Raw genomic sequence first — 16,085 nt, forward strand, 5'->3', positions numbered from 1 at the left:
GACATAGCGCGACGATCCCCCTTGTCGTTGGAGTCCGCCCATGGCGAGCGAGCCGGCCGCCGTGGCGCTGGGTCTCGATTTCGGCACCACCAACACCGTCGTCGCGCAGGCGACCGGCGGCGGGGACGCGCGGCTGATCGACTTCGCGGGCGACGACGGGGGCAGCCCCGTCTTCCGCTCCGCGCTGTGCTTCTACGAGGACGAGCGCGGGTGGAACGGCATCGCGCACGAGGCGGGACCGTGGGCGATCGCCGAATACCTGCAGTCGCCGCTCGACAGCCGCTTCGTGCAATCGTTCAAGAGCGTCGCCGCCAGCGCCTCGTTCGAGCGCGCGCTGATCTTCAACCGGCCGTTCCGGTTCGAGGACCTGGGCCGGCTGTTCCTGCAGAAGCTGGTGGCGCACGCGGGCGGCGCGCTGGACCGTCGTCCGCGGCGGGTGATCGTCGGGCGGCCGGTGGAATATGCCGGCGCGCGGCCCGACGCGGCGCTGGCGCGGCAGCGCTACGACGCGATGCTGCGCGAGTTCGGCGCGGAGGTCCACTACGTCTACGAGCCGCTGGGCGCGGCGCACAGCTACGCCGCGCGGCTGGCCGAGCCCGCGACGATCCTGGTCGCCGACTTCGGCGGCGGCACGACCGACTTCTCGCTGGTGCGCGTGGCCGCACCGGGCGCGGCGCGGCGCTGCGTGCCGCTGGCCTCCACGGGCGTGGGCATCGCCGGGGACCGCTTCGACCAGCGCATCGTCACGCAACTGGTGCTGCCGCTGCTGGGCAAGGGCGGGCAGTATCGATCGTTCGGCAAGCTGCTGGAGATTCCCGGCGGCTATTTCGCGGACGTCGCCGACTGGTCGCGGCTGGCGATGATGCGCAATCGCCGGACGCTGGACGAGCTGCGCCGGCTGCAACGCGACGCGGTCGATCCCGCCGCGATCGGCCGCATGATCGCGCTGATCGAGCACGAGCAGGGCTTCCCGCTGTACGACGCGGTGGGACGGCTGAAGCGCGCGCTGTCGACACGGGGTCGCGCCGACTTCGCCTTCTCCGGCGGCGGGGTGGAGATCGGCGCGGAGGTGACGCGCGAGGCGTTCGAGCGCTGGATCGCCGACGACCTCGTCCGCATCGAGGCGGCGCTGGACGCGGCGCTGGCGCGCGCCGACGTGCCCGCCGACCGCGTCGACCGCGTGTTCCTGACCGGCGGCTCCTCGCTGATCCCCGCGATCCGCGCGATCTTCGACCGCCGCTTCGGCGCGGACCGCATCGCCACCGGCGGCGAGCTGACCTCGATCGCGCACGGCCTGGCGCTGATCGGCGAGGAGGAGGACGTCGCCGCGTGGGAGGCGTGACCCGGCGGCGTACCGGCTAGACCAGCGCCAGCAGCGCGTCCCGCCTGGCGAGCAGCGCCGCCATGTCGCCCGCCGGTGCGGTGCGCGACGCCATCGCCGCGTCCAGCCGCTCGCGCGCGCGCGGCGCGATGTCGCCCAACCGGGCGGCGATCTCCTCCATCTCCGGCATCCGCGCCCAGCAGTCGAGTACCAGGTCGCAGCCCGCCGCAATCGCGCCCGCGGCCTTCTCCCCCGCCGTGCCGGACAGCGCCTTCATGTCGATGTCGTCGGTCATCAGCAGGCCGTCGAAGCCGATCCGGCCGCGGATCACCTCCTCGATCACCACCGGCGACAGCGTCGCGGGGCGCTCGGCATCCCATGCCTCGAACACGATGTGGCTGGTCATCCCCATCGGCGCGTGCGCCAGCGCGCGGAAGGGGGCGAGGTCGTCCTCCAGCTCCTCGGCGGAGGCGGTGACGGTTGGCAGCAGGTGGTGCGAATCGACCAGCGCGCGGCCGTGGCCGGGCATGTGCTTCACCACGCCGACGACGCCGCCCGCGGCCAGACCCTCCAGCGTGGCGCGCCCCATCGCCGCGACGCGCATCGGCTCGCTGCCATAGGCGCGACAGGCGATCGCCTCCGTCGTGCCCTCACGCGCGACGTCGAGGATGGGGGCACAGTCGACGGTGATGCCCGCTTCCGCCAGCATCAGGCCGAGCGCCTGAGCGTTGGCGCGCGCCGCCTCCATGCCGGAGATCGGCGCGACCTCGTACAGCCGGTCGAACTCGGGTCCACCCGGAAAGGCGGGCCACTCGGGCGGGCCGAGCCGGGCGACGCGCCCGCCCTCCTGATCGACCAGGATGGCGACGTCGTCGCGCGCTTCCAGCTCGCGCAGCGAATCGGTCAGCGCGCGCACCTGTCCGCGATCGACGACGTTGCGCTTGAACAGGATGTAGCCGGCGGGACGGACGGCGGCGAAGAAGGCGCGCTCCTCCGGCGTGAGCGCGGGGCCGGACAGGCCGAAGATGACGGGCTTCATGGCGCGCGTGGTAGCGCGAGGCGAGCGCGCGGGAAACCGCGCGATGCAACCCGGGGGCGTAACGATCGTTGGACCGTTCGAAGGGGAGATCATGACCGCCGCATCCGCCCGCCTTGCCGCCGCCTCGCTGGCCTTGGCCTTCCCCGCTGCCGCCGCCGCGCAGGACGCGCCGCCGCCGGACGCCTCCGCCGAGACGCAGCGCGTCACCGTGCCGACGGACGGACCGACCGAGGAGGAAGGCAGCCGCCGGTGGCGGTACCGCGTCACGCTGGGTCCGCGCGTCGGCGGCGGCTTCCCCGGCAACGACCGGATGCAGCTGCTGCCGTTCTTCGGCCTGTCGCGCGCGCGGGGGGACGAGCCCTATCGCTTCGGCGGGGTAGGCGAGGGCGCGTCGATCCCGCTGCTGCGCGGCAAGCAGGTGGAGGTGGGGCCGATGTTCCGCTTCGAGGGGCGGCGCGACCGCGACGACATCGGCGGCGGCGTCAACCGCGTCGGACGGACGGTGGAGCTGGGCGGCTTCGCGCAATATTGGCCGCGCGAGACGATCCGGCTGCGCGCCGACGTGCGCAAAGGGATCGGCGGGCACAAGGGGTGGGTCGGCTCGCTCGCCGCCGACCGCGTGTGGCGAGACGGCGACCGCTGGCTGGTGTCGCTGGGCCCACGCGCGGTGATCTCCGACGGCCGCCGCCACGACGCCTTCTTCGGCGTGGACGAGGCGACGTCGCTGCGCACCGGCCTGCCGCGCTTCGACGCGAAGGGCGGGGTCGAGTCGCTCGGCGCGCAGAGCCGGGTCGTCTACGCCTTCGACGAGCGGTGGGGCGTGCAGGGGTTCGTCACCTACGCGCGGTTGATCGGCGATGCAGGGTCATCGCCGCTGATCCGGCGAGTCGATTCGCAGGACCAGGTGACGGCCGGACTGGGGCTGACGTACACCTTCTCGCGGTGAGCGACGGTGGCTGTGCTTCGACTGCGCTCGGCACGAACGGAGATGGGAGTTCGCCTGAGCGCAGTCGAGAACCGCGCGCCACCACGCCTCAGCTGGTGACGAAGCACCCCTCGCCCGCCACCTTCAGCCGGGCGCAGATGTCCGCCGCCGCCCCCGCGCTGCCCGCGTTGACGCGCAGGCGGAAGACGGTGCGGCCGTTCACCTCCGCCCGCGCCACCGATTTGCCGAGCTGCGCCACATAGCCGAAGCGGCGTGCAATCGCGCTCCACGCGGTGTTGGCCGCGGCCTCGGTCGGGAAGGCGCCGAGCTGCACCAGCGATCCGCCCGACGCCGCGCCGGGCACGGGAGCGGTGGGCGCCGCCATCGGCTTCTGTGCGCGCAGCGGGGCGGCGGCGGGGGGCACGCTGGCGGTGGTGTTCGCCTTGCCCGCGGCGGGGGACGCCGCGATCGTCGGCGTCGCCGCGGGCGCGCGCCGCGTCACGGGGGTTTCCGGCACCGCGCGCAGGTCGATCGCCGCGCTCTGGTTCACCCCGGCGCTGGCGGCGATGGCGCTGTCGCCCTCGCCTTCCACCTTCAGCCCGCCGGGATCGTCGGGCCGCACCTTGTAGTCGCCCTCCTGCGCCGCGATCAGCTCGCCCGATCCGCCGCCGCCGCGCGAGCTCTGCATCCGGTAGATGCCGTAGATGATCGCGCCCAGCAGCACGAGGCCGAGCACGACCAGCAGTAGGATGCGGCCGATGCCCGGCCCTTCCGGCTGCTCGGGCTCCGCCGACTCGAGCCAGGGCAGGCGATCCTCGTCGCGAAAGCCGTAGTCGTCGGCCGCCGTCATCAATGCATCTCCGTCACCGCCTCCACGCCCATGATGGAGAGTCCGTTCCGGATAATCCGTCCGATCGCCGACGCCAAGAACAGTCGCGCCGCCGTCAGCCCGGCATCGTCGATGACGAGGAAGCGGCGGTCCGGCCGATCGTTGCCGACGTTCCAGGCGGCGTGGAACGCGGCGGCCAAGTCATAGAGATAGAAGGCGATTCTGTGCGGCTCGCGCGCCGCCGCCGCGGTTTCCACCACGCGCGGGAATTGCGTGGCCAGCTTAGCCAACGCCAGCTCCTCCGTATCAAGCCGGGACAGGTCCGCCGCCTCCGCTGCGATCCCCGCCTCGGCCGCGCGGCGGTGGAGCGAGTGGATGCGCGCATGGGCATATTGCACGTAGAAGACCGGATTGTCCTTCGACGCTTCCACCACCTTGGCGAAGTCGAAGTCCATCTGCGCGTCGGACCGGCGGGTCAGCATGGTGAAGCGGACGACATCCTTGCCCACCTCGCGCACCACGTCGGCCAGCGTGACGAAATTGCCCGCGCGCTTCGACATCTTCACCGGCTCGCCGCCGCGCAGCAGGCGCACCATCTGCACCAGCTTTACGTCGAATCGCACCCGCCCCTCCGTCAGCGCGGCCACCGCGGCCTGGATGCGCTTGACGGTGCCGGCATGGTCGGCGCCCCAGATGTCGATCAGCTCGTCCGCACCCTCGGCCTTCTGGTAGTGATAGGCCATGTCGGCGCCGAAATAGGTCCACTGGCCGGTGGACTTGCGGATCGGCCGGTCCTGATCGTCGCCGAACTGCGTCGAGCGGAACAGCGGCAGCTCCACCGGTTCCCAATCCTCCGGCGTCTCGCCCTTGGGCGCCTCCAGCGTGCCGTCGTAGATCAGGTCGCGCGCGCGCAGCGCCGCCTCCGCCGCCTCGGGCTTGCCCGCGGCCTGCAACGTCGCCTCCGACGAGAAGACGTCGTGGTGGATGCCGAGCAGCGCCAGGTCCGCCTTGATGAGCGCCATCATCGCCGCCACCGCGCGGGTACGGAAGGTCGCCAGCCACTCGCCCTCCGGTGCCGTGGCGTAGCGGTCGCCGAATTCCTGCGCGAGCGCCTGTCCGACCGGCACGAGATAGTCGCCGGGGTACAGTCCCTCGGGCACCGCGCCCACGTCCTCGCCGAGCGCCTCGCGGTAGCGCAGGTGGGCGGAGCGGGCGAGCACGTCCACCTGCCCACCGGCGTCGTTGACGTAATATTCGCGCACCACCCGGTGCCCTGCCCATTCCAGCAGCGTCGACAGCGCGTCGCCCACCACCGCGCCGCGGCAATGGCCCATGTGCATCGGCCCGGTCGGGTTCGCCGACACATATTCGACGTTCACCGTGCGCCCCGCGCCCGCGGTGGAGCGGCCGTAGTCCGCGCCCGCGGCGACGATCGCGCGCAGCTCGTCGCGCCAGACGTCGTCCTTCAGCGTCAGGTTGATGAAGCCCGGTCCGGCCACCGCCACCGCGGCGATCTCGTCCAGCTGCTCCAGCTCCGCCTTCAGCGCCTCGGCCAGCGCGCGCGGGTTCGTCTTCGCCGGCTTGGCGAGGACCATGGCGGCGTTCGTGGCAAGGTCGCCGTGGGTCGCGTCGCGCGGCGGCTCCACCGTCACGTTGCGGCGGTCGACCCCGGCGGGCAGCGTGCCCGCGGCGGTCAGCGCATCCAGCGCGGCATCGACATGGGCGGCGAAACGGGGAAACAGCGTCATAGGCGCGGCGCCTTAGTCGAAGTCGGCAGGGGGTGCAAAAGCACCGCGGTTGCGCCGCGTGCAATCGTTCCGGCGCAGCAATCAATTGCCCATGCCGCAGTGCAGCAATATCTCCGGTCGGGAAAGCGGGAGAGGATCGGTCAACCCATCAGGAGTCCGTTTCCATGCGCATTCTGCCTTTCCTCGCCGCCGCCTCCGCCGCGCTGGTCTCCACCGTCGGCATCGCGCAGTCCCCCGCCGAGCAGCGCTTCACCCGTGGCGGCCGCACCTACGTCTACACCACCGCCGCGCGCGAGGACGGCCGCACCCTGATCGTCGGGCGCGAGATCAACACCAACGCGCGCTTCCGCCTGCTGGTGAAGGGCGACCAGGTGAGCGGCTACAGCAACGGCGTGCCCGTGCGCTTCCGGGCCGAGGCGCCGGCGGCGCCCGCGACGATGGCCGCCAGCAACTGATCCGTTGATGCCGCCGGGCGCGGCGTCGGACGTCAGGCCTCCGCGCTGACGCTGACGTCGACGTCCAGGCACTCGCGTCCCTCGCCCAGCCGCGACCCGGCCACGGGCGAGGAGCCGGCGGCGTCGAGCGCCACTGCGACGCGGACGTGGTGGTCCTCCGGCGACACGCCGAGCGTCGGGTCGAAGCCGACCCAGCCGATCCCGTCGACCCAGGCGTCGGCCCAGCCGTGCGGCGTCGGCCGATGATCGTCGTGCAGGTCGCAATAGCCGGTGACGTAGCGCGCCGGCAGGCCCATCGCGCGCGCCGCCGCGACCAGGATCTGCGCCAGGTCGCGCGAGGTCAGGTCGCCGCCGGCGAAGGCGTCGGCGGCGGACAGGCCCGGCTGCGGCCGGCCCCCCGCGGCGTCGAAGCGGTCGTGCAGCGCGCGGTTCAGCCGGTGCAGGCTCTCCAGCGGCGCGCCCTCGTCCCATCGCGCGGCGGCGAACTCGCGGATCGCGCCGTCGGCCAGCGTCGCCGGCGTGGTGCGCAGGAACACGCGCGGCGGCAGCGGCTCGAACGCGCCGTGCAGCACGCCGCTGGAATGCGTGGTCACCACCTCGCCCGTCACCGCGATCTCGACGCGGTCCAGCGGCCCCTCGGCATAGAGCATGGTCGTGCGGTTGCCGAAGCCGTCGCGGTGGTCGCGCATCCGCGCGTCGCAATCCACCGCGATGTGCCAGTCCGCCACGGTCTGGTCGTGCGTGTTGGGCGGCGTCATGCGCAGCAGTTGCACCACGCGGCCCTGCGGCGCGGTGAAACGATAGGTGGTGCGGTGGTCGATCGTCAGGCGCATGATGATGATGTCCCGCTTAGATTTGAACGCGCGGTCCCAACCCCCGTTCGGCCTGAGCGAAGTGGAAGGCCACGCGGCGTGGCTGTGCTTCGACTTCGCTCAGCACGAACGGGGGTTTGTCCGGCTACCCGAACTTGAACTGCCGGCCGATGGCGAGGTGCAATTGCGCATTCTCCTCGATCACGGTCTGTAGGTGCTGATGCAGCCCCGCCGCGATCACGTCGCCGGTGCGGGTCTTCACGACGCGGGCGTAGCGGTTGCGCGCCATGCGGTCCGCCTCCCCTTGCGTCCCGCTGGACTTGGCGAGCGCGTTGAGCGCGGTGACCGTCTCCTCCGCCGAGGCGGCGACGCTGCGCGGCAGCTCGGCGCGGGTCAGCAGCAGATCGATGACGTTGGCGGGGCGCAGGCCCTCGCTGTAGAGCCAGCGATAGGCGGTGACGGCGGAGACGGTCTGCAGGATCGTGGTCCATTGATCGCGATCGACGATGCCGCCGACGATCTCGCCCTCGGGCAGCAGGATGTGGTATTTCACGTCGAGCAACCGCGCGGTGTCGTCGGTGCGCTCCACCGACTGCCCCAGGCGGATGAACTGCGTCGTCTGGTTGCGCAGCATCCGGTGGACCGCGCCCTCGAACCCGCGCGTCTCGTTCTTCACCGCGTCGACGACGGCGAGCGTCGCGTCGGGATCGAGCCGGCTCATGCGGCGGTCGAACACCAGCCACGCGCCGTTGATCGCCGCCCAGGCCTCGCGGCTGAGCGCGGTGCGCACCGCGCGGGCATTGTCGCGCGCCTGCGCGAGGCAGCGCAGGATCGAGCCGGGGTGCGAGGGATCGCCGATGAGGAAGCGCGCCACCTCCTCCCGCGTCAGCGCGGCGCCGGTCGCCTCGAACGCGTCGAGCGTGTCGGTGACGGCCAGCGCGGAACGCCACGCCGCCTCCCCCGCCGGGCGCGGGGACAGCACGTCGAGGCGGAGCGTCGCCTCCACCAGCCGGGCGATGAAATCGGCCCGCTCGACGTAGCGGCCGAGCCAGTAGAGCGAAGCGGCGGCGCGGCTGAGCATCAGAACCCCATGCTCTGCGACATGCCCGGCATCGTCTGCGTCATGCCGCCGCCGTCCATCAGCACGAAACTGTCCTTCGTCCCCCCGCCCTGCGAGGAATTGACGACCAGCGACCCCTCGCGCAGCGCGACGCGGGTCAGCCCGCCGGGCACCACCTTCACCCCCTTCGATCCGGTCAGCACGAAGGGGCGGAAATCGACGTGGCGCGGCGAGACACCCTGTTCCACCAGCGTCGGCACGGTGGAGAGCGCCAGCGTCGGCTGCGCGATGTAGCGCTCCGGCGTGGCGACCAGAGCGGCGCGGAACCGCTCGATCTCCGCCTTGCTGGCGGTGGGGCCGACCAGCATCCCGTAGCCGCCCGACCCGTCCACCAGCTTCACGACGAGCTGGTCGAGGTGCTCGAGCACGTATTTCAGCGCCTGCGGCTCGCGGCAGCGATACGTCTCGACGTTGGGCAGCTTCGCCTCTCCGCCGGAATAGAAGCGCACGATCTCCGGCATGTAGCTGTAGATGGCCTTGTCGTCGGCGATGCCGTTGCCCGGCGCGTTGAGGATCGCGACGTTGCCCGCGGCATAGGCGGCGATCAGGCCGGGGACGCCCAGCATCGAATCGGCGCGGAAGACCAGCGGATCAAGGAAGTCGTCGTCGACGCGGCGATAGATCACGTCCACCTTCACGCGGCCCGCGATGGTGCGCATGTAGACCACGTCGTCGTCGACGATCAGGTCCGCCGCCTCCACCAGCTCGATCCCCATCGAATCGGCGAGGAAGCTGTGCTCGTAATAGGCCGAATTGTAGTGGCCGGGCGTCAGAACGACGCAGGTCGGCGCCTGCCCGCAGCCGCGCGGGGAGACCGACTTCATCGTTTCCAGCAGCATGTCCGGATAGCTGTCCACCGCGGCGACGCGGAACTTGGCGAACAGCTCGGGACACAGGCGCACCATCGCCTCGCGGTTCTCCAGCATGTAGCTGACGCCGCTGGGCGTGCGGGCATTGTCCTCCAGCACGAAGAAGCTGTCGGGCCCGGTACGCACCAGGTCGATGCCGCAGATGTGCGCCCACACGTCGTGCGGCGGGCGGATGCCGGCGATCTCCGGCCGGAACTGCGCGTTGCCCAGGATCAGGTCCTCGGGCAGCACGCCCTCCTTCAGGATGCGGCGCTCGCCGTAGATGTCGACGAGGAAGGCGTTGATCGCCTCCACCCGCTGCACCAGCCCCTCGGACAAGCGCGCCCATTCGTCGGCGAGAAAGACGCGGGGGACGATGTCGAAGGGGATGATGCGCTCGCTGGCGTCGCTCTCGCCGTAGACGGCGAAGGTGATGCCGAGCTGGCGGAAGGTCGTCTCCGCCGCTTCCTGGCGGCGGCGCAGCTCGTCGGCCGGCGTATCGTCGAGCCAGTGGCACAAGGCGCGCAGCTCGGGTCGCGCGCCATCGCCGCTGGCCGGACCCATGATCTCGTCGAACGCCTGTATCCCCATCGTCCCTCGTAACGCCTGTGTGACGATTTGGACGCATCGTGATCGACATTGCTGCACCGCACAAGGGGCAAGCGGGTCGGCGCCAGATCAGCGGCGGGCGAGTTCGGTCAGCATTCCCCGCGTCAGCACCTGCGGCAGGACCCGCGGCTCGCCCACACCCGCCGGGTAGAACAGGTACAGCGGCACGCCCGCGCGATCGTGGCGCGCGATGAAGCGGCCGAGCGCGGGATCGCCGTCGGTCCAGTCGCCGACCAGCACCGCGACCTTGCCCCTGGCGAAGGCGTCGCGCACCGCGTCGGTCTCGATCGCCGCCTTCTCGTTCACCTTGCACGACAGGCACCAATCGGCGGTGAAATAGGCGAAGACCGGCCGCCCCTCGGCGCGCAGCGCGGCGAGGCGCGCCTCGCTGAACCGCTCCGCGCCCGCCACCGCGGCCGCCGCCTCGGCGCGGGCGGCGGGACGGATCGTCGCGACCATGGCGATGGCGAGCAGCGCGGCGGGAATGGCGGCCGGGGCGATCCGCCTTCCCGCCAGCTGCCGCCGCCCGCCGGCCCACAGCCCGAGCGCGAAGACCAGCACCGCGCCCAGCGCCAGCGTCATGCCGTCCACGCCCGCCTGCCGCCCCAGCACCCAGGCGAGCGCCAGCGCGGTGAGGAACATCGGCACCGCCAGCACGCGGCGCAGCGTCGCCATCCACGCGCCGGGACGCGGCAGCCGCCGCCGCAGCGCGGGCACGAAGCCGATCAGGAGGAACGGCAGTGCGATGCCGAGGCCCAGCCCCGCGAAGACGAGCAGCGCCGCCGCCGCGGGCAGCACCAGCGCCGCCCCCAGCGCCGCCCCCATGAACGGGCCGGAACAGGGCGTCGCCACGAACGCCGCCAGCGCGCCGGTGGCGAAGGCGCTTCCCCTCCCACCGCGATCGACCAGCGGCGGCATCGGCAGCTCGAACACCCCGGCCAGGTTCAGCGCGATCCCCGCCGTCAGCAGCAGCAGCAGCCCGATGACGCGCGGATCCTGCAACTGGAACGCCCAGCCCGCCGCGCTGCCCCCCGCGCGCAGCGCGAGCAGCATCGCCCCGAGCGCGAGACAGACGGCGACCACGCCCGCGGTGTACGCCACCGCCTCCGCCCGCGCGTGCGCCGCGCTCTCGCCCGATCGTGCGAGGCCGAGCGCCTTCAGGCTGAGGATCGGGAAGACGCAGGGCATGACGTTCAGCAGCAATCCGCCGAGCAGCGCGCCGGCGAAGGCGAGCGCGGCGGTGCGCCATGGCGGTGCCGCCTCCGCCGCCGCGACCGCGCCGGGCGCGGCGGCGAGCGCCAGGCCGGTGCCGGTGCCGGTCGCGAGCACGCCTTCCACGCGCCCGTTCGGCGCCTTCGCCTTCGTCTCGATCACCAGCCGGTCGCCGTCGCGGGTGGCGACCTGCGGCGCGGCCATGTCGATCGTGCCGGGCGCGGCGGGGTAGAAATAGGGCCGCTCGCCCAGCGGAGCGTCGGCAGGATAGGGCACCGACAGGCGGAAGCGGTCGCCGTCCTTGGCCCAGGTCGCACTGCTGCCCAGCGGCCGCGGCAGCGCGCGGCGCCACGTGTCGAAGCGCGCGCGCAGGTCCGCCGGCACCGCCGCATCGCCGACCCGGACGCGGGTGCGCAGCGTCTGCGACTCGGGCACGCACACCTCGCGCGTGCAGACGAGATAGTCGAGCTTCACTTCGACCCGCACCTCGCCCGCGCGCTGGCCGGGGGGCACGGCGAGGGTGACGAGGTAGGCGAAGGGCCGCTCGTAGACGTAGTTCATCAGCCCGGCGACGATCAGCCGCTCGGGCACGGGATAGCGCAGCACGCCGGCGCGCCACCCGGGGGGAAGCGACCACGTCGCGGTCGCCTCGATCCCCGCATCGCCCGGGTTCTTCCAATAGGCGTGCCAGCCCGCCGCCGGCGTGGCGGCGATGGCAAGGGTCAGGTCGCCGCCGGCGGCGGGGGCGGCGCCCTCGGCCACGAGATCCAGCGCCACGTGCTTCGGTTGGGCGTAGACGGGAAGGGCGAGGAGCAGGAGGACTGCCGACAGCAGGCGCGTGACGATTCCGCCCATCGTCACTCCGTGCCGCGCACGTCCGCGCCGTCGCACCTGCGGTGCGGTGGGTGCCGGGACGCGCCCGGCAGGACGGCGCGGGCAGGAGGATGGGAGACGTCTTGCCGCTGTCATCGCCGCGTTCCATAGCCGCGCGCGTGCCCCGTTGCATCAAGGTTCACGCAAGCATGAAACTCCTCCTCGCCGCGCTGCTCGCCTCCACCCTCGCCGCCCCGGCGCTCGCGCAGACGCAGGCGACGCCCACCGCCCCCGCCTCGCCGCGGCCCGCGCCGACGCTGATCGTCGCGATCAGCGTGGACCAGCTGTCCGCCGACCTGTTCGCGCAATATCGCAGCCGCTTCACCGACGGCATGGCGCGGCTGCTGACCGGCGCGGTGTTCCCGTCGGGCTATCAGAGCCACGCCGCGACGGAGACGTGCCCGGGCCACTCGACGATCCTGACCGGCTATCGCCCGGCAAAGACCGGGATCATCGCCAACAACTGGATCGACCAGAAGGTCGGCCGCGCGGACAAGATGGTCTATTGCGCGGAGGACGAGCGCGTCCCCGGCATGGACCACAGCAATTATCAGGTCGCCGACCTGCACCTGAAGGTGCCGACGCTGGGCGAGCGGATGAAGGCGGCCAATCCGGCGAGCCGCGTCGTCAGCGTGGCGGGCAAGGATCGCGCCGCGGTGATGATGGGCGGCCACAAGGTGGACGAATTGTGGTGGTGGGACGGCAAGACCTATGCCTCCTACGCCGGCCGCGCCGTGCCCCCGGTGGTGCAGCGTACCCGCGACGCCGTGGCCGCGCTGGTCGCCCGGCCGCAGGAGCCGCTGCCGCTGCCGGGCTGGTGCAAGCCGCTGGACCGGGCGATCGAGGTGGGCGGACAGACGCTGGGCAACGGCCGATTCGCGCGGGCGGCGGGCGACCTGAAGGCGTACCGCGCCTCTCCCGCCGCCGACGCGGCGGTGCTGGCGATGGCCGCGGGGCTGGTGCAGGACATGAAGCTGGGGCGGGGCCAGGCGCCCGACCTGATCGCGGTCGGCCTGTCCGCCACCGACTATGTCGGCCATTCCACGGGCACGCAGGGCACGGAGATGTGCCTCCAGATGGCGGAACTTGATCGCTCGCTGGGCGGCTTCTTCGACGTGCTGGACAAGACCGGCGTCGATTACGAGGTGGTGCTGACCGCGGACCACGGCGCGCACGACATGACCGAGCGGCAGATCGAGCGCGCGATGCCGATGGAGAGCCACGTCGAGCCGGGCGTGCTGGCGAAGGCGGTGGGCGCCGCCATCGGTCGCGACCTGAAGCTGTCCGGACCGGTGCTGCTGGGCGGCGAGGGCGACGTATGGCTCGACGCCGCGCTGTCCCCCGCCGACCGCCGCCGCGTCCTGGACGAGGCGGTGCGCCGCTATGCGAAGATGCCGCAGGTCGCCGCCGTGTTCACCGCCGCGCAGCTCGCCGCGCAGCCGCGCCCGACGACGCCGCCCGAGACGTGGACGCTGATCGAGCGGGCGAAGGAGAGCTTCGATCCGGCCCGCTCGGGCGATCTGGTCGTGCTGCTGGCGCCGCGCGTGTCGCCGATCGAGAAGCCGGGGCCGGGCTATGTCGAGACGCACGGCAGCCCGTGGGATTACGACCGGCGCGTGCCGATCGTGTTCTGGCGCAAGGGGCTGGCGGGCTTCGAGCAGCCGCTGTCGGTCGAGACGGTGGACATCGCGCCGACGCTGGCCGCGACGATCGGCATGAAGCTGGACGGCGTGGACGGGCGCTGCCTCGACCTCGATTCGGGTCCAGCGGATACGTGCAAGTAGGTTATCCTCTCCGGCAAGGGGAGGATATCACCGCGCCTCGTAGGGCCTGATCCCGGCGCCGAGCCGGTTCTTGCCGAGCGCCAGCCGCTCGCCGCTGGCGTTCGCGACGAAGGCGGGGTTCTTCGCCTGTCCCGGCGCGAGGGTGGCGGTATTGCCCGCCACCGCCAGCCCGGCGGAGCGGAACTTGCGTGCCTCCGCCGCGACGACGATCAGGCCGGACCAATTCTCCTTGTGCGTCCCCTGCACGAAGACGTTGTCCGCGATCCGCCCCGTCGCCCCCTCGGGCAGGTCGATCATGTAGTTGGTGTTGCGCCCGGCCGTGTCGTCGAAGCTGTTGCCGGCGATGTCGACCCGCGGACTGCGCAGCTTGACGTAATGGCCGCCGCGCCCGCGCTCGAAGCGCGAGCGCGCGATCGTCACGCTGCCGGCAGTGCCGAGATAGATCGAATGCGCGCAGTCCGGCGTCTCGTCGCACTGGCCGAGGCCGGAGAAGGTCGATCGCTCGACGCGGATCCGCGTCGGCTGATCGGTGGCGCCGAGGATGCCCTCCTGGCTGTCGAGGAACATCGAATCGACCACGGTCAGGTCGCCCAGCTCGATGCGGATGCCCGCGCCGTTGCCGTCGGGCACGCGCAGGTTGCGGAAGACGATGCCGTCCACCGTCGACCCCTCCCCGCGCAGCACCAGCGCCGCCTTGCCCTCGCACGCCACGCCGTCGAAGACCACGCTGCCGGGCTGCACCGCCTTGAACGTGATGCGGCCCGCCTGCTGGATCGCGCATTCGCGATAGACGCCGGGCGCGATCAGCACGGTCGCATCCTGCCCGCGCACCGCCATCAGCGCGTCGTCGAGGTGCGGGTACCCCTCCCCCGTGGCGGCGATGACGAACGGCTGCGACGGCGCGGCGCCGATCAGCAGCAGGGCGGGCAGGAAAGCGGGCGGGCGCATGGCGCATCCCTGCACCGGCACGGGTTAACGCAGGTTCAAGCCGCTGCCGCGCGTTTCGCCTTGCAACCGATCGGCGCCGGCGGCACAACTTTTGTTACGTCCGGCACGGGGCATGGGAGAGCGAGATGCAGAGCTACCTGAAGCATTACATCGATGGCGCGTGGGTCGGGAGCGAGGGCGGCACGACCTATCAGGTGATCGATCCCGCGACCGAACAGCCCTGTACCGAGATCACGCTCGGCACCTCCGCCGACGTCGACAAGGCGGTCGCCGCGGCACGGCGCGCGTTCGAGACGTGGTCGCAGACCAGCGTCGACGAGCGCAAGGCGGTGCTGATGCGCATCATCGACGAGTACAAGAAGCGCATTCCCGACCTCGCCAGGTCGATGGCGCAGGAGATGGGCGCGCCGATGGCACTGGCCAGCGCGGCTCAGGCGCCGACCGGTCTCGCGCATTTCGCCGCCACGCTGAAGGCGCTCGACGCCTTCCAGTTCGAGGAGACGGTCGGCAAGGCGAAGGTGGTGCACGAACCGCTGGGCGTCGTCGCGATGATCACGCCGTGGAACTGGCCGCTCAACCAGATCTGCGCGAAGGTCGCGCCCGCGCTGGCGGCGGGCGACACGATGATCCTGAAGCCGAGCGAGGAGGCGCCGGGCTGCGCCGCGATCCTGGCCGAGGTCCTCGACTCCGCCGGGGTGCCGGCGGGCGTGTTCAACCTCGTCAACGGCGACGGCCCGGGTGTGGGTGCGGCACTCAGCGCGCACAAGGGCGTCGACATGGTCAGCTTCACCGGCTCCACCCGCGCGGGCATCGCGGTGGCGCAGGCCGCGGCGGCGACGGTGAAGCGTGTGCACCAGGAACTGGGCGGCAAGGCCGCGAACCTGGTGCTGGAGGGCGCGGACCTCGCGAGCGTGCTGCCGCCCACGGTGGCGGGGGTGCTCGCCAATTCGGGGCAGAGCTGCATCGCGCCGACGCGGCTGCTCGTCCACAAGAGCCAGGTCGATCAGGCGACGGCCATCGTAAAGTCGATGATGGAACAGACGAAGGTCGGCAACCCCCTGGACGAGGGCGGGCATATCGGCCCCGTGGTGAACAAGGCGCAGTACGAGAAGATCCAGTCGCTGATTCAGTCGGCGATCGACGAGGGCGCGACGCTGGTGACGGGCGGGCCGGGGCGACCGGACGGGCGCAATTCCGGCTTCTTCATCCAGCCCACGCTGTTCGCCGACGTGACGCCCGACATGCGCATCGCGCGCGAGGAGACGTTCGGCCCGGTCGCGACGATCACCACCTACGACGCGCTGGACGAGGGCATCCGCATCGCCAACGACACCGAATACGGCCTGTCGGCCACCGTCAGCGGCGACCCCGCCAAGGCCGCCGAGGTGGCGGGCAAGCTGCGCGCGGGCCTCGTCACGATCAACAGCTGGTCGCCCGACATCGCAGCGCCGTTCGGCGGCTACAAGCAATCGGGCAACGGTCGCGAGAACGGGAAGTACGGCCTGACCGACTTCATGGAGGTGAAGACGGTGGTCGGCGCCCCAGCCTGATCCGTCACGGGC

At 71.9% G+C, this 16,085-nt stretch carries 13 protein-coding genes; 5 read left to right on the forward strand and 8 right to left on the reverse strand.

Annotated features, from left to right (window positions below; genetic code table 11):
• The first annotated feature begins 40 nt into the window (after positions 1-40).
• The gene (locus HBH26_RS16285) at positions 41-1,342 is read left to right on the forward strand and encodes an Hsp70 family protein (RefSeq protein WP_168135697.1); all 1,302 of its coding nucleotides are present in this window, start codon (positions 41-43) and stop codon (positions 1,340-1,342) included.
• A gap of 16 nt (positions 1,343-1,358) precedes the next feature.
• Here HBH26_RS16285 and HBH26_RS16290 read toward each other — a convergent pair whose 3' ends face one another.
• Positions 1,359-2,360 (reverse strand): glycoside hydrolase family 3 protein, encoded by a 1,002-nt coding sequence (locus HBH26_RS16290; protein WP_168135698.1) that lies wholly within the window; start codon positions 2,358-2,360, stop codon positions 1,359-1,361.
• Positions 2,361-2,451: 91 nt separating this feature from the next.
• Between HBH26_RS16290 and HBH26_RS16295 the strand changes: the two genes are divergently transcribed.
• The gene (locus HBH26_RS16295) at positions 2,452-3,306 is read left to right on the forward strand and encodes a MipA/OmpV family protein (protein ID WP_168135699.1); all 855 of its coding nucleotides are present in this window, start codon (positions 2,452-2,454) and stop codon (positions 3,304-3,306) included.
• 88 nt (positions 3,307-3,394) lie between these two features.
• Here HBH26_RS16295 and HBH26_RS16300 read toward each other — a convergent pair whose 3' ends face one another.
• Both HBH26_RS16300 and argS read right to left on the reverse strand, forming a co-directional pair.
• The gene (locus tag HBH26_RS16300; protein WP_168135700.1) at positions 3,395-4,135 is read right to left on the reverse strand and encodes an SPOR domain-containing protein; all 741 of its coding nucleotides are present in this window, start codon (positions 4,133-4,135) and stop codon (positions 3,395-3,397) included.
• Positions 4,135-5,862, reverse strand: coding sequence for an arginine--tRNA ligase (gene argS / locus HBH26_RS16305; RefSeq protein WP_168135701.1), 1,728 nt, complete (start codon positions 5,860-5,862; stop codon positions 4,135-4,137). Before argS ends, HBH26_RS16300 begins: the two co-directional genes overlap by 1 nt.
• A gap of 164 nt (positions 5,863-6,026) precedes the next feature.
• Between argS and HBH26_RS16310 the strand changes: the two genes are divergently transcribed.
• A complete protein-coding gene (locus tag HBH26_RS16310; RefSeq protein WP_168135702.1) occupies positions 6,027-6,317 on the forward strand; it encodes a hypothetical protein in 291 nt (96 codons plus the stop codon).
• Positions 6,318-6,349: 32 nt separating this feature from the next.
• Here the strand turns inward: HBH26_RS16310 and HBH26_RS16315 are convergent, their stop codons facing one another.
• The 4 genes from HBH26_RS16315 to HBH26_RS16330 form a co-directional block, all read right to left on the reverse strand.
• Positions 6,350-7,150, reverse strand: a complete 801-nt coding sequence (locus tag HBH26_RS16315; protein ID WP_168135703.1) for a transglutaminase family protein — start codon at positions 7,148-7,150, stop codon at positions 6,350-6,352.
• A 124-nt stretch (positions 7,151-7,274) separates the two neighbouring features.
• Complete coding sequence (locus tag HBH26_RS16320) at positions 7,275-8,210, reverse strand: alpha-E domain-containing protein (protein WP_168135704.1); 936 nt, start codon at positions 8,208-8,210, stop codon at positions 7,275-7,277.
• On the reverse strand, positions 8,210-9,688 hold the full coding sequence (locus HBH26_RS16325) for a circularly permuted type 2 ATP-grasp protein (RefSeq protein WP_168135705.1): 1,479 nt from the start codon (positions 9,686-9,688) through the stop codon (positions 8,210-8,212). Before HBH26_RS16325 ends, HBH26_RS16320 begins: the two co-directional genes overlap by 1 nt.
• Before the next feature lie 87 nt (positions 9,689-9,775).
• Positions 9,776-11,773, reverse strand: a complete 1,998-nt coding sequence (locus HBH26_RS16330; protein WP_168135706.1) for a protein-disulfide reductase DsbD family protein — start codon at positions 11,771-11,773, stop codon at positions 9,776-9,778.
• Positions 11,774-11,940: 167 nt separating this feature from the next.
• Between HBH26_RS16330 and HBH26_RS16335 the strand changes: the two genes are divergently transcribed.
• Positions 11,941-13,575: an alkaline phosphatase family protein gene (locus HBH26_RS16335; protein WP_168135707.1), complete on the forward strand. Its 1,635-nt coding sequence runs from the start codon at positions 11,941-11,943 to the stop codon at positions 13,573-13,575.
• Between the two features lie 27 nt (positions 13,576-13,602).
• Here the strand turns inward: HBH26_RS16335 and HBH26_RS16340 are convergent, their stop codons facing one another.
• Entirely contained in the window at positions 13,603-14,523 is a 921-nt protein-coding gene (locus HBH26_RS16340) for a right-handed parallel beta-helix repeat-containing protein (RefSeq protein WP_168135708.1), read from the reverse strand.
• Between the two features lie 125 nt (positions 14,524-14,648).
• On the opposite strand from HBH26_RS16340, the gene HBH26_RS16345 reads away from it, so the two are divergent.
• Positions 14,649-16,073, forward strand: a complete 1,425-nt coding sequence (locus HBH26_RS16345) for an aldehyde dehydrogenase family protein (protein ID WP_168135709.1) — start codon at positions 14,649-14,651, stop codon at positions 16,071-16,073.
• Positions 16,074-16,085: the final 12 nt, after the last annotated feature.

Source organism: Sphingomonas corticis (genome assembly GCF_012035195.1).
In the GTDB taxonomy this organism is placed as follows: domain Bacteria; phylum Pseudomonadota; class Alphaproteobacteria; order Sphingomonadales; family Sphingomonadaceae; genus Sphingomonas; species Sphingomonas corticis.

Bases quoted from the DNA above. Each gene is read 5' to 3' on its own strand.
- HBH26_RS16285 (WP_168135697.1), top strand. From the start codon at position 41: ATGGCGAGCGAGCCGGCCGCCGTGGCGCTGGGTCTCGATTTCGGCACC.
- HBH26_RS16290 (WP_168135698.1), bottom strand. From the start codon at position 2,360: ATGAAGCCCGTCATCTTCGGCCTGTCCGGCCCCGCGCTCACGCCGGAG.
- HBH26_RS16295 (WP_168135699.1), top strand. From the start codon at position 2,452: ATGACCGCCGCATCCGCCCGCCTTGCCGCCGCCTCGCTGGCCTTGGCC.
- HBH26_RS16300 (WP_168135700.1), bottom strand. From the start codon at position 4,135: ATGACGGCGGCCGACGACTACGGCTTTCGCGACGAGGATCGCCTGCCC.
- argS (WP_168135701.1), bottom strand. From the start codon at position 5,862: ATGACGCTGTTTCCCCGTTTCGCCGCCCATGTCGATGCCGCGCTGGAT.
- HBH26_RS16310 (WP_168135702.1), top strand. From the start codon at position 6,027: ATGCGCATTCTGCCTTTCCTCGCCGCCGCCTCCGCCGCGCTGGTCTCC.
- HBH26_RS16315 (WP_168135703.1), bottom strand. From the start codon at position 7,150: ATGCGCCTGACGATCGACCACCGCACCACCTATCGTTTCACCGCGCCG.
- HBH26_RS16320 (WP_168135704.1), bottom strand. From the start codon at position 8,210: ATGCTCAGCCGCGCCGCCGCTTCGCTCTACTGGCTCGGCCGCTACGTC.
- HBH26_RS16325 (WP_168135705.1), bottom strand. From the start codon at position 9,688: ATGGGGATACAGGCGTTCGACGAGATCATGGGTCCGGCCAGCGGCGAT.
- HBH26_RS16330 (WP_168135706.1), bottom strand. From the start codon at position 11,773: ATGGGCGGAATCGTCACGCGCCTGCTGTCGGCAGTCCTCCTGCTCCTC.
- HBH26_RS16335 (WP_168135707.1), top strand. From the start codon at position 11,941: ATGAAACTCCTCCTCGCCGCGCTGCTCGCCTCCACCCTCGCCGCCCCG.
- HBH26_RS16340 (WP_168135708.1), bottom strand. From the start codon at position 14,523: ATGCGCCCGCCCGCTTTCCTGCCCGCCCTGCTGCTGATCGGCGCCGCG.
- HBH26_RS16345 (WP_168135709.1), top strand. From the start codon at position 14,649: ATGCAGAGCTACCTGAAGCATTACATCGATGGCGCGTGGGTCGGGAGC.